This is a genomic window from Pseudomonas sp. GM33 (assembly GCF_000282295.1).
Lineage (GTDB): Bacteria > Pseudomonadota > Gammaproteobacteria > Pseudomonadales > Pseudomonadaceae > Aquipseudomonas > Aquipseudomonas laurylsulfatiphila.
Genome location: NZ_AKJO01000143.1, coordinates 13107 through 26756 on the forward strand (window position 1 = coordinate 13107; position 13650 = coordinate 26756).

General features: G+C 55.6%; 10 protein-coding genes. 8 read left to right on the top strand and 2 right to left on the bottom strand.

Annotated features, from left to right (window positions below; all coding sequences use genetic code 11):
* Positions 1-43: 43 nt before the first annotated feature.
* Positions 44-919, top strand: coding sequence for a LysR family transcriptional regulator (locus PMI26_RS06060; RefSeq protein WP_007978216.1), 876 nt, complete (start codon positions 44-46; stop codon positions 917-919).
* Between the two features lie 54 nt (positions 920-973).
* Here PMI26_RS06060 and PMI26_RS06055 read toward each other — a convergent pair whose 3' ends face one another.
* Both PMI26_RS06055 and PMI26_RS06050 read right to left on the bottom strand, forming a co-directional pair.
* Positions 974-2470, bottom strand: coding sequence for a CoA-acylating methylmalonate-semialdehyde dehydrogenase (locus PMI26_RS06055; RefSeq protein WP_007978218.1), 1497 nt, complete (start codon positions 2468-2470; stop codon positions 974-976).
* An 86-nt stretch (positions 2471-2556) separates the two neighbouring features.
* Positions 2557-3903, bottom strand: coding sequence for an aspartate aminotransferase family protein (locus PMI26_RS06050; protein ID WP_007978219.1), 1347 nt, complete (start codon positions 3901-3903; stop codon positions 2557-2559).
* 160 nt (positions 3904-4063) lie between these two features.
* Here PMI26_RS06050 and PMI26_RS0129800 point away from each other — a divergent pair, with 160 nt between their 5' ends.
* From PMI26_RS0129800 to PMI26_RS06020, 7 genes are all read left to right on the top strand, one after another.
* Positions 4064-4984 (top strand): LysR family transcriptional regulator, encoded by a 921-nt coding sequence (locus PMI26_RS0129800; protein WP_033048197.1) that lies wholly within the window; start codon positions 4064-4066, stop codon positions 4982-4984.
* A gap of 141 nt (positions 4985-5125) precedes the next feature.
* Positions 5126-6778 carry an electron transfer flavoprotein-ubiquinone oxidoreductase gene (locus PMI26_RS06045; protein ID WP_007978225.1) on the top strand — a complete coding sequence of 551 codons (1653 nt, stop codon included), beginning with the start codon at positions 5126-5128 and terminating at the stop codon, positions 6776-6778.
* A 120-nt stretch (positions 6779-6898) separates the two neighbouring features.
* Entirely contained in the window at positions 6899-7954 is a 1056-nt protein-coding gene (locus PMI26_RS06040; RefSeq protein WP_007978226.1) for an ABC transporter substrate-binding protein, read from the top strand.
* A 295-nt stretch (positions 7955-8249) separates the two neighbouring features.
* The gene (locus PMI26_RS06035) at positions 8250-8999 is read left to right on the top strand and encodes an electron transfer flavoprotein subunit beta/FixA family protein (RefSeq protein ID WP_007978228.1); all 750 of its coding nucleotides are present in this window, start codon (positions 8250-8252) and stop codon (positions 8997-8999) included.
* Positions 8999-9937 (top strand): electron transfer flavoprotein subunit alpha/FixB family protein, encoded by a 939-nt coding sequence (locus tag PMI26_RS06030; RefSeq protein WP_007978230.1) that lies wholly within the window; start codon positions 8999-9001, stop codon positions 9935-9937. The genes PMI26_RS06035 and PMI26_RS06030 overlap by 1 nt, the downstream gene beginning before the upstream one ends.
* A 10-nt stretch (positions 9938-9947) precedes the next feature.
* Complete coding sequence (purU, locus tag PMI26_RS06025; protein ID WP_007978233.1) at positions 9948-10805, top strand: formyltetrahydrofolate deformylase; 858 nt, start codon at positions 9948-9950, stop codon at positions 10803-10805.
* Positions 10806-10862: 57 nt separating this feature from the next.
* A complete protein-coding gene (locus PMI26_RS06020; protein ID WP_007978235.1) occupies positions 10863-13313 on the top strand; it encodes a GcvT family protein in 2451 nt (816 codons plus the stop codon).
* The last annotated feature ends 337 nt before the right edge of the window (positions 13314-13650 follow it).

Below are 13650 nucleotides of genomic sequence, written 5' to 3' on the forward strand. Positions count from 1 at the left end.
TACCAGTGTCATTTATAAGTAGGGCTTATGTCGGGGTGCCGCGATGTCGTTGACCAATCTTCAGCTCAACTGGCTTCGGACGTTTGAATCAGTAGGGCGACATTTGAGCTTTTCGGCTGCGGCGATTGAACTGAACATGAGCCAGTCTGCGGTCAGCCAGCAGATAAAATTGCTCGAACACAAACTTGGCAAGGCGCTATTCCTAAGGCAAACACGTTCGATCCAGCTGACCGTATCGGGGCGGGCGTATTTGGCCGTGGTCCGGGAAGGCCTTTGGCATATGCACCAAGGGATGAACAACATCTTCAGCTCGGTCGCCCAAGGCGTACTTGAATTGAGCGTAAACAACTCCTTTGCGCAGTTGTGGCTCGCCCCCCGTATGGAGCGGTTTGCTGAGCTGTATCCGCAAATTTCTCTTCGCATGTACGGCGTTAACTGGGAGGCGGATGCTCCACCTTCCAGCGCAGAGCTGGAGATTCGCTACGGTGCGGGTAACTGGCAGCAGTACGACATCCAACAGTTGCTCTCGACTGAGCTGAAACCCTACTGCTCCTTGGACGTTGCTGCCAAACTTCGAAGTGCCGGGGGATTGCTCAGCCTGCCCTTGATCGATGTGTTGGGTACACCCAATGGCTGGAGCGACTGGCTGGCGAATTACCCGCAAGGCGAGGCAGAAAACTATCAGCGTTTCTACGTCGACAGTTACGCAATTGCGGCGAGTATGGCGATTGAAAACGCAGGCGTGTGTCTGCTTAACGAGGAACTCGTGGAGAAATCCAGGCTGCGTGGACAGCTCGTGTCGCCGCTCGATCAGAGCATTGAGTGTCTTGCCGGGTTCTACTTGCTGAAGCCGCACAACAAGCCGCTATCAGGGGCTGCACAAGCCTTTTGCACTTGGCTGGAGTCGGAGCTTCGCTAATCTCTGCGGGCTGGGTGAGGATTCAGGAGCCCGCCAAAGGCGGGCTCCTTTCCCTTAACTGTTACTTGGAAACGCGAACTGCGCAGCCTCATGGCTGGCACGTTGTGGCCAGCGCTGTGTGATCGCCTTGCGACGCGTGTAGAAACGAACACCATCCGGACCATACGCATGAAGATCGCCAAACAGCGAGCGCTTCCAGCCGCCAAAGCTGTGGTACGCCACCGGAACCGGTAGCGGAACGTTCACACCCACCATGCCGACTTCGATTTCGTCACAGAACAAGCGCGCAGCTTCACCGTCGCGAGTGAAGATGCAAGTACCGTTGCCGTACTCGTGATCGTTGATGAGTTGCATGGCCTGTTCAAGGCTCGCTACGCGCACGATGCAAAGCACGGGACCGAAAATCTCTTCCTTGTAGATGCGCATTTCAGGCGTCACGCGGTCGAATAGGCACCCACCCAGGAAGAAGCCATTTTCGTTGTTGGTCACCTGAAGTCCACGACCATCAACGACCAGATCGGCCCCCGACTCAACGCCTTCGTCCACGTAGCCCTTCACTTTGTCCCGGTGGGCGCCGGTGATCAGTGGTCCCATGTCGAGACCGCAAGATGTGCCGGCGCCAATTTTCAACGCCTGGATCTGCGGTACCAGCTTATCGATCAAAGCATCGGCGATTTGGTCGCCCACACAAACGGCGACGGAAATCGCCATGCAGCGTTCGCCACAGGAGCCGTAAGCTGCTCCCATCAGGGCGCTAACGGCATTGTTCAGGTCAGCGTCCGGCATCAGCACGGCATGGTTTTTAGCGCCGCCCAAGGCCTGGACACGCTTGCCGCGTTTGGTGCCTTCGGCGTAGATGTATTCAGCGATAGGCGTCGACCCTACGAAGCTCAATGCTTTCACTTCCGGCGCCTCGATCAACGCATCGACAGCTTCTTTGTCACCGTGAACTACGCTCATCACCCCTTTAGGCAAACCCGCTTCTATCAACAACTCTGCAATGTAAAGGGTAGAGCTGGGGTCGCGCTCGGAAGGCTTGAGGATGAAGCAGTTGCCGCACACGATGGCCAACGGATACATCCAGAGTGGAACCATCGCCGGAAAGTTGAACGGCGTAATACCAGCCACAACTCCGACGGGTTGGAAGTCGCTCCAGGCATCAATGTTCGGGCCAGCGTTGCGGCTGAACTCACCCTTCAGGATTTCTGGGGCCGCGCACGCAAACTCGACGTTCTCGATACCACGTTTGAGTTCCCCAGTGGCATCTTCAATGGTTTTGCCGTGCTCTTCGCTGATCATCTGCGCGATTTTGGCTTCGTTCTGCTCAAGCAACTGCTTGAAACGAAACATGACCTGGGCGCGCTTGGCGGCCGGCGTCTTGCGCCATGCAGGAAACGCGGCTGTCGCGACGTCAATGGCGTGTTGAACGGTGGCGCGATCCGCGAGTGAGACCTGATGGATGACCTCACCCGTGGAAGGGTTGAACACGTCTGCAGTGCGGCCGGCGGTGGCGATATGTTCGCCGTTGATCAGGTGTTGAATGATGCTCATGGATGAAGACCTGCAAGATTGAAACTAGAAGTGATGCTGGCGGAGTTGACTCGCCAGCACGGGTGGTTTGCCTGCGCGTTGTTGCGTTAATCGATGTGGTTCAAGGCTTCCCCGACGGCGTCAAACATGCGGTCAAGATCTTCAGGTTTAGCGTTGAAGGTTGGCCCGAACTGAAGGGTGTCGCCACCGAAGCGCACGTAGAAACCCGCTTTCCAAAGCGCCATGCCAGCCTCGAACGGGCGAACAATTGCATCACCTTCGCGGGGTGCAATTTGAATAGCGCCTGCGAGGCCGCAGTTCCTGATATCAACGATGTGTTTTGCGCCCTTGACGCCGTGCAATGTGCGTTCGAAATGCGGTGCCAGATCAGCTGATTGCTGGATGAGGTTTTCCTTCTCCAGCAAATCCAGTGTTGCGAGGGCCGCAGCGCAGGCAACCGGGTGCGCCGAGTAGGTGTAGCCATGGCCAAATTCGACCGCGTATTCCGGACTCGTCTGATTCATGAAGGTTTGGTAGATCTCACTGGAAGCGATCACGGCGCCCATTGGAATGGCTCCATTGGTGATTTGCTTGGCCACGTTCATGATGTCCGGCTTCACGCCGAAATACTCCGCGCCGCTCCAGGTGCCCATCCGCCCGAACCCGGTGATCACTTCGTCAAAGATCAACAGGATGTTGTGTTGAGTGCAGATTTCACGAAGGCGCTGTAAGTAGCCTTTGGGAGGCACGATGGCACCTGCGGAGCCCGACATCGGCTCGACAATAACGGCTGCGATGTTCGTCGCGTCATGCAGTTCAATGAGTTTGAGCAGCTCATTTGCCAGTTCCACACCACCGGTTTCCGCCATTCCTTTGGTGAAGGCCAATCCCGGCTGCAACGTGTGGGGCAGGTGGTCGACATCCATCAGCTGACCGAACATCTTGCGGTTGCCACCGATGCCACCCAGGCTCGTGCCCGCGATGTTCACGCCGTGATAGCCGCGTGCTCGACCGATCATTTTGGTCTTGGTCGACTGACCCTTGAGGCGCCAGTACGCCCGGGCCATTTTGACCGCAGTGTCCGCGCACTCGGAGCCCGAGTTGGTATAGAACACATGGTTCAGGTCGCCGGGCATGAGGTCAGCGACGCGCTCTGACAACATGAACGATAACGGATGGCCATATTGAAATGCAGGCGAGTAATCAAGCGTGCCCAACTGAAGGGCTACGGCCTCCTGGATCTCCTTGCGCGAATGGCCTGCACCGCAGGTCCACAGGCCTGACAGACTGTCGTAGACCTTTCTGCCGTCGGAATCTGTCAGCCAGCTGCCTTGCGCAGAAACGATGAAACGTGGGTCACGCTGAAAGTTGCGATTCGAGGAGAACGGCATCCAGTGTGAATCCAGTTTCAGCTGGCTGGCCAAGGGAAGTTCGTGAGCCTGTTGTGTGTTCATGAGCAGTGGTCCTCGTGGAGAGATACTCATAGTGGTCAATCGGATAGATGGCCTTGTTGAGCGTCCTGAAATGGAATTCAAGGCTTGCCTAGAAACTGACACGCGCTTAGATTCGATAAAACACACCTTTCGATACCCTTAGTTTCAGGTTACCTAAACTATGAAAGCGCGCCGTCCCAATCCAGTTGCTCAAGTCACTGATTTTGATGTTCGGATGCTCAAGATATTTCGCAGTGTCGTGGAGTGCGGGGGATTCTCCGTTGCAGAGAGCGTTCTCGGTATTGGCAGGTCCGCAATCAGTCAGCAAATGACAGAGCTTGAGCAGCGATTAGGCTTACGGTTATGTCAGAGGGGACGTGCCGGGTTCTCCCTGACGGAGGATGGGCAGCAGGTGTATGAGGCCTGTTTACGCTTGTTGTCGGCGATGGAGGGATTTCGAAGCGAGGTCAACGGGATGCACAGTCATCTCCGGGGCGAGTTGATCATTGGCTTGACGGATAACCTGGTAACGATGCCTCACATGCGCGTCACGGATGCATTGGCTTCCCTAAAGAAAAAAGGGCCTGATGTTCAGATCCAGATTCGAATGAGTACACCTGGTGAAGTGGAGCAAGGCGTGCTGGACGGCCGTCTGCACGTAGGCGTAATCCCTCAGGTCGGTGCGCTTTCAGGCCTTGAATACCAGCCGCTGTATAGTGAGCGTTCTCAGCTCTATTGCGGTGTTGGCCATCCTCTGTTTTTCGTCAAGGATCTGAATTTAAGTGAGCAGCGTATTCAGGAGCAGGACGCCATAGCCCCGACATTCCGCTTACCTGCAACCATCCAGGAGCATTATCAAGCGCTGAACTGCACGGCCAGCGCATCGGACAGAGAGGGAATGGCATTCCTGATTCTTACTGGCCAATACATTGGGTACCTGCCTGATCACTATGCGCGGAGCTGGGTTGCAGAAGAAAGGCTCAGAGCGTTGAAGCCCTACTCCTGTTTTTACGACCTGACGCTGGCTTCTGTCACCCGAAAAGGTCGCCGTCCCCATTTGGTATTGGAGACCTTTCTCGAATCCCTCGCGATGAGCGGCTGACGGATTGTGGAACTCTCAACGTGGCAACCTACGAATCAGTACAGCTTATTAATAAGCACCTGATACATCGTTTGTTGTGGGTGTAAAACCGCTCGTACGATTCGCTCCAGAGGCTATGTTCGATGCCTGTGGAGGTTTTTGATGCAACGCGAGTCTATGGAATTCGATGTCGTCGTAGTAGGAGGAGGGCCTGCCGGGCTGTCTGCTGCCATTCGCCTGCGTCAATTGGCAATGGTAGAAGGCCGGGAGTTATCAGTATGCCTGGTCGAGAAAGGCGCAGAGGTCGGTGCGCACATCATGTCCGGTGCTGTGTTCGAACCTTCCGCACTAAATGAATTGTTTCCCGACTGGCGAAACATGGGCGCGCCACTGAACACCCCGGTACAGTCAGACGAAATCTTCTATCTGTCGTGCTCACACCGTTCCATTCGGGTTCCCGGAGTATTTGCTCCTAGTACGATGCACAACAATGGGAACTATATCGTTAGCCTTGGCAATGTATGCCGTTGGTTGGGTCAGCAAGCTGAGACTCTCGGTGTCGATGTGTTTCCAGGCTTTCCTGCATCCGATGTCCTATATGACGAGGAGGGCAGGGTCAGGGGCGTTGTGACCGCTGACATGGGTGTCGGTCGAACTGGTGAGCAAAAGGGGGGCTTTACGCCAGGCATCGAGCTGATCGGTAAGCAAACCGTCTTCGCTGAAGGTTGTCGGGGACACCTAGGAAAACAACTGATTAGTAAGTATTCCCTTGATGCCGAATGCGACCCTCAACATTACGGGTTAGGCATCAAAGAAGTCTGGGAGATACCTGCTGAGCAGCATGTTCCAGGGCTTGTGATTCATAGCACTGGATGGCCATTGAGCGAGAGTGCCACTCAGGGCGGCGCCTTCATGTATCACTTGGAAGACGGCACAGTAGTAATTGGGCAGGTTGTAGATCTCAATTACCGCAACCCCCATCTTTCGCCCTTTGATGAGTTTCAACAGCTCAAGCATCACCCTCTTTATGAGCAGTATCTGCGTGGTGGCTCGCGCATCAGCTACGGCGCGCGAGCCATTGCGAAAGGCGGGCTTCAGTCGTTGCCGAAGATGCACTTTCCGGGTGGTCTGCTGATTGGGTGTGATGCAGGTACCTTGAATTTTGCAAAGATCAAGGGTTCCCACACAGCCATGAAGTCCGGGCTGCTGGCGGCTGACACCATCTATGAAGCGCTTGCTGTCAATCAATCGGCCGGTCAGGATCTGGCAGCGTATGCGGAAAAATTCAGAGCGTCATCAATTTACGACGAGCTATACCAGCAGCGTAATTTTGGTCCTGCCATGCACCGATTTGGCAATCTAGTCGGAGCCGTATACTCCTGGGTTGATCTGAATCTTTTGAAAGGGAAATTGCCTTGGACTTTCCATGACAAGCGCCCCGACTACTCGACTATGGCTACTGCCGATTGGGCTCCGGTTATTCACTACCCGAAACCCGACAACGTCCTGAGTTTCGATAAGACCTCCTCGGTCTATCTGTCGAACACAAACCATGAAGAAGATCAGCCCTGCCACCTGACACTCAGGGACTCCTCGGTCCCCATCGCGTTCAACCTGCCCACCTATGCCGAACCGGCGCAACGGTACTGCCCTGCCGGTGTGTACGAGGTTGTGGAGGATGCATCAGCGAGCCGATTCCAGATCAATGCGCAGAACTGTCTGCATTGTAAAACCTGTGACATCAAGGACCCGAGTCAAAACATCATTTGGCGCGCACCCGAGGGAGGCGGGGGGCCCAACTACACCAGCATGTAGAGGAGAAAGAGTCGCTACGCGATTGAGCGACCGAAGCGTGACTAGTGCGATGCGTGGAACAAAACAATAACGACTCAATGAACACACTGCCTTCCTTACTAGAAATCTATCGGGAGCATCATGAAAAAATTAGCGTTAGTCCTCGTCTCTGGCTTGACTTCCTTCGCCGTGATGGCGCAAGAAAACCTCACGGTCGTCACATATGGCGGGAGTGTCGCAGCGGCTCAGCAACAGTCCTCGATCAAACCCTATGCCGATAAAACAGGCGTCAAGATCCGTACCGAAGATTACTCAGGGGGGATTGCCCAACTCAAAGCTCAGGTTGACTCGAAAAAAGTGGCTTGGGATGTAATCGATATGGAAATGCCGGATGCCGTGCGGGCCTGTAATGCCGGCCTGTTGGAGCGTATCAACCCGGCGAAAGATCTTGCCCCCGCGCCCGATGGCTCCACGGCGACGGATTTTCTGCCAGGTTCGCTGAACGATTGCGGGGTCGGTGCCTACATTTGGAGCACGGCGGTGGCATACAACACCAATGCCTTCAAAGGGCAGGCCCCCGCAACACTGGCTGATTTCTTCGACCTCAAAAAATATCCTGGTAAGCGTGGCTTACGCAAAGCGCCCCAGGCGAACCTCGAATGGGCTCTGCTAGCGGATGGTGTTCCTCGTGATCAGGTGTACGCCACTCTGGAGACCGATGAGGGGCTTCAGCGTGCTTTCAAAAAGCTCGACTCGATCAAGAGCCAGGTCATTTGGTGGGAAGCTGGTGCGCAACCTCCGCAGTTGCTGGCAGATGGTCAGGTCACGATGACTTCCGCTTGGAATGGTCGGATCTGGGCCGCACAGGCGAAAGAAAAACAGCCATTCAAAATCATCTGGGACGGTCAGATGTATGACATCGATGTGTGGGCCGTGCCGGTGGGTGCTCCCAATAAAGCCAAGGCCATGGATTTCCTGCGTTTCGCAACCTCGACTCAAATTATGGCTGACCAAAGTCAGTACATCGCTTATGGCCCTACACGCAAGTCGTCCCAGCCACTGGTTCACGCCGATATGAAGTCGAGTATGCCGACAGACCCGGCCAACTTTGCGACGGCATTGCAGGTTAATTCCGAGTGGTGGGGCGATCATGCTGACGAGCTGAACGAACGGTTTAATGCTTGGCTTGCAAAGTGATCCTCTGAATTTAGCCGTTAAGCCGTGTGGGTAGGCTTGCCATCGAAGTACCAGATTCGGTGATGGATAGCGGCTATTAGCCGAGCTGATCAAAGGAATTGCTCTCTGCTTGGTGCACTTTGCCCGACGCTTGCGTCGGGTTTTTTTATTACAGCGCAAAAACAAAAAAGTGACCTGCAAGACGTATCGACGAATAAGTGCTGCTTATCCATGTACTAAATATAGATCGTTTGTAAGAGGGTATAGGGGCTTATAGCATCGGATTCCAGAGGTTTGGACTTATTCGGAGGTTGCTATGAAGGTGCTGGTGGCGGTGAAGCGTGTCGTAGACGCCAACGTCAAAGTCCGTGTCAAAGCGGATGAATCTGACGTTGAGTTAAGCAACGTAAAAATGTCGATAAACCCCTTCTGCGAGATCGCTGTGGAGGCCGCACTTCAGTTGAAGGAAAGCGGGCAGGCCAGCGAAGTCATCGCTGTATCGGTGGGCCCTGACGTTTGTCAGGAACAGTTGCGAACCGCCCTGGCAATGGGCGCAGACAGAGCCGTGCTGATCAAGACGGGTAACGATCTGGAACCCCTTGCGATTGCCAAGCTTCTCTACACGGTCACCCAGCGTGAAGAACCCGGCATTGTTCTCCTGGGCAAGCAATCCATCGATGGTGATAACAACCAGACCGGTCAAATGCTTTCCGCATTGATGGGCAGCGCTCAAGGCACTTTCGCTTCGCAAATCAACGTCGTCGGTGAGTGGGTCAATGTCATTCGTGAGGTCGACGGCGGGCTGGAAACCAGAAGCCTGCGTTTGCCAGCAGTGATCACCGCTGACCTGCGCCTCAATGAGCCGCGCTACGCCTCACTTCCGAACATCATGAAAGCGAAGAAAAAGCCACTGGAGGTGATTGATGCCAGCGACCTCGGTGTCGATATCGCTCCTCGTTTGAAAGTCATCAAGGTCTTGGCGCCGCCTGAGCGCAAGGCAGGTATTCGTGTGAATAGCGTTCAAGAACTGGTCGAGAAGCTGAAGAACGAAGCGGGGGTGATCTGATGGCTGTTTTATTGATTGCTGAGCACCACGAGGGGACTCTTAAGTCAGGCACCTTGAACGCTCTTTCAGCGGCTGCGAGCCTTGGAGCCGACATCGACGTTTTGGTAGCAGGTCAGCAAGCGGGCAGTGTCTCGGAGACATTGGCTGCGTTTGCAGGTGTGAGTTGCGTACTGATTTCAGATGCGCCTGAGTATGCCGATCAAGGTGTCGAGAATGTGGCCGCTCTGGTTACCGAGCTGGTGAGGACCTCGACCTATGGTCATGTCATTGCCGCCTCTACGGCGTACGGCAAAAATTTGCTTCCTCGTGTGGCTGCATTGCTGGATGTCGCCCAGGTCAGTGACGTTGTGGAAATCGTTTCCCCGAACACATTCGTTCGGCCGTACTACGCCGGTAATGCCCTGGCGACCGTTGAAAGCTCTGACGCAGTCAAGGTGCTGACCGTTCGGACCACAGCGTTTGCAGCTGCCGAACGGATGGGGGCATTGGCGCCCATCAAGACCATTTCCGTCACTCACGACACCGGTCTTTCCAAATTCCTGAGTGCCGATTTCAGCGTCTCTGACCGCATCGAATTGACCTCGGCCAAAGTCGTCATTTCCGGCGGTCGCGGCATGGGCAGTGGCGAAAATTTCGCCCTGCTGGAAAAAGTTGCCGACAAGTTGGGTGCCGCGGTGGGTGCCTCTCGTGCAGCCGTCGACGCCGGTTTCGTCTCCAACGATATGCAGGTCGGCCAGACAGGCAAGATCGTGGCGCCTGACTTGTACATCGCTGTCGGCATCTCGGGTGCCATTCAGCATCTGGCGGGCATGAAGGATTCCAAAATCATCGTCGCGATCAACAAGGACGAAGAAGCACCGATATTCCGCGTTGCTGACTACGGTCTGGTTGCCGATTTGTTCGAAGCCGTTCCGGCTCTTGAAGCTGCCCTGTCTTAAGGAGTCTGAAATGAGCGCCAAGCGTACCTATACATTTGCTTTCGATTGTCCGGATCGGGTGGGAATCATCACCCGCACGGCGGGTCTTTTCGCCAGTCATGGCGGCTGGGTTGAGGAGGCCTCGCAGTTCTCTGACGAAGAGAGCAATCGCTTCTTCAGTCGTATGGTTGTTCGCGCGGAGACCTTGCCGTTTGACATCGAAGTGTTGAAACGCAAAGTCGAACCGCTCGCACAGGAGATGTCGATGAACTGGCGTCTGGTCGACAGTGACCAGCTCAAGCGAGTGGTGTTGATGTGCAGCAAAGGCTCGCACTGCATGACCGATTTGCTGGACCGCTGGAAGACCGGTGACTTGGTCTGTGACATCGCCTGTGTGATTTCCAACCATGAGGATTTACGCAGCCTGGTTGAGTGGTACGGCATTCCATTCGAATACGTACCGGTCGACAAAGACAACAAGGCAGCAGGGTTTGCCAAAACCGAACAACTGATCGATGAGTACCGCGCGGACTGCATCGTCCTGGCGCGTTACATGCAAATCCTGCCGCAGAACCTGTGTGAAAAATACCGCCACAAAGTGATCAATATCCATCACAGCTTCCTGCCCTCGTTCATCGGCGCAAAGCCGTATCACCAGGCGTCCCGTCGTGGAGTAAAGCTGATCGGCGCGACCTGTCACTACGTGACCGAAGACCTCGACGAGGGGCCGATCATTGAGCAGGACGTCGCGCGCGTCAGCCACGAACAGTCTGTCGATGATCTTGTGCGGTTAGGCAAAGACGTCGAAAAAACCGTATTGGCCCGTGGGCTTCGAAACCATCTCGAAGATCGCGTGCTCGTGTACGGCAATAAAACCATCGTGTTCTAAGCACCCCCAATCGTCGAGCCAGTTGCCCTGCCTGGGGTGCTGGCCCTGGAGTTTAAAATGAGTAATACCGTTCCGAGTTCGGCTCGTGTCGTCATCGTCGGTGGTGGGGTTATCGGGTGCAGCGTTGCATACCACCTGACCAAACTGGGCATCAAAGATGTCGTGCTACTGGAGCGCAAGACGCTGACCTGTGGCACGACGTGGCATGCCGCCGGCCTGGTGCCGACCCTGCGTGCGACTTACAACATGAGCATGCTGGCGAAGTACAGCGCTGGTCTGTACGAGGGCCTTGAAGCAGAAACCGGCCAGGCCACTGGCTTCGTGCGTAACGGTTCCTTGAGCGTCGCGACTCACCAGGAGCGTTTCACCGAACTCAAGCGCGGCGCGTCGATGGCCAAGCTCTGTGGCTTTCCATGTGAAGTGGTTAACCCTGAGCAAGCGCTTGACCTGTGGCCACTGCTGAACATCGAAGACATCGTCGGTGGCGTGTATTTGCCATTGGACGGTGTGGTCAACCCGGTTGACGTCACCCAGGCACTCGCCAAGGGCGCTCGAATGGGCGGCGCTAAAATCATTGAAAACACCCAAGTCCTGGATATCAAAATCAAGGATGGCAAGGCCGCAGGCGTCGTCACGGCTCAGGGCGATATCGACGCTGAGTTCGTGGTGAACTGCGCCGGTATGTGGGCGCGTAATTTCGGCAAGAAAGCCGGGGTCAACATTCCCCTTCATGCCGCAGAACACTACTACGTGGTCACGGAGCCGATGCCGGAAATCAACGGCATCATGCTGCCGACATTGCGTGACCTGGACTACTACAACTACTTCAAGACCGACGCCGGCAAACTGTTGATCGGCACCTTTGAACCCAACGCCAAACCTTGGGGGCATGAAGGCATTCCCGACAGCTTCAGTTTTGACGAGTTGCCACCTGATTTCGATCACCTGGAACCCTACCTGGAAGCGGCCATTCGCCGAATCCCTGCGCTGGAGAAGACCGGGCTGCAAGTGTTCTTCAACGGTCCAGAAAGCTTTACCCCTGATGACCGCTACCACTTGGGCGAAGCACCTGAGTTGCGCAACTATTTTGTCGCCGCAGGCTTCAACTCGGTGGGCATCCAGTCAGCGGGTGGCGCCGGCAAGGTGCTGGCCGAGTGGATCGCTAAAGGTCATGCTCCGATGGATCTGTGGGACGTCGACATCAAGCGTAATTTGCCTTTTCAGGGCAACTCTCAGTACCTGTATGACCGCACCACGGAAGGTTTGGGCCTGTTGTATGCCATGCACTGGCCATTCCGTCAGTTCGAGTCCGCTCGCAACGCACGCAAAAGCATCCTCCATGACCGTTTGGTGGCCGCCAATGCCTGCTACGGCGAAGTGGTCGGCTGGGAGCGCGCGAACTTCTTTGCACCGCAGGGTCAGAAGCCGGAATACGGGTACAGCTGGGGCAAGCAAAACTGGTTCGAGTGGTCGGCAGCCGAACACAACGCGGTGCGCAAAACCGTCGGCCTGTTTGATCAAAGTTCCTTCGCCAAGATCCTGGTCCAGGGCCGCGATGCGATGTCGGTGCTCAACCGGATCTGCAGCAACAACATTGATGTCGAGCCGGGCAAGATCGTCTACACCCAGTGGCTCAATGAGCGAGGTGGTATCGAGGCCGACCTGACCGTGACACGTCTTGAGAAGGAGTCGTTCCTCATCGTCACCGGTCCATGGACGCAGACTCGCGAGCTGAACTGGCTGCGCCGCAACACGCCGGACGAGGCGAATGTGGTCTACACCGATGTCACCTCGTCGATGGCCGTGATCAGCGTGATGGGCCCTAACGCCCGCAATTTGCTGCAACCGCTGACCACCGACGACCTCTCCAACGAGGGCTTCCCGTTTGCCACCTCCAGGGAGATTGAACTCGGCTATGCCCGTGTACGAGCGTCACGGATTACCTACGTGGGCGAGTTGGGCTGGGAACTGTACATCCCAACTGAATTCGCTCCGGATGTATTTGACCGAATCGTTGCCGCGGGCGAGCCACACGGCCTTAAGTTGTGTGGTTATCACGCCCTGAACTCCTTGCGTATCGAGAAGGGCTATCGCCACTTCGGCCACGACGTGGTGGAGGAGGACACCCCGCTGGAAGCCGGACTGTCGTTTGCCTCGGACTTCAACAAGGCCGGCGGTTTCATCGGCAAAGAGGCTTTGCTCAAGCAGAAAGCCGAAGGCGTGAAAAAACGCATGGTCCTGTTCAAGTTCCTCGATCCGGAAGCTACCAACTATCACGAAGAGCCGATCTATCGGAACGGAGAGATCGTCGGCCGCACGACCTCTGGGATGTACGGCCATTACATCGGCGGCAACGTCGCCATGGGGTATGTCTGCAACGCCGAAGGTGCAACGACTGACTGGGTGAAAGAAGGCAAGTACGAGATCGAGGTGGCGACGAAACGGTATGAAGTTGAGGCCAGCCTTCGTGCGTTCTACGACCCTGAAATGAACAAAATCAAGTGCTGACCCCCCCCTGGGCCAACCGTATTAACGGCGGTCAGGCACGGTATAGAAACCTCATAACAACAAGTCGATTGAGTCGCGCAGTGCCCGGAGGTTCGACTCCGGGCCAGGCGCAAAAATCGCCGGAGACAACCATGAATGCAAAATGCATCGTCAGGTCGAAGTCGTCGACAATCCAACAGGGTTCGCCACTTCGTGCCGCTCCATCACACCTTATCGATTCCGGGCTCGCCCTGAGCCTTTTCTGCCGAAAGATTCCTCTTGAGTTTGCCGCGTTGACCAACAGACACGGGCGTCCGTACGCCTGATTGATGGCTGTCCTGAGTCCACGCGAACAAGA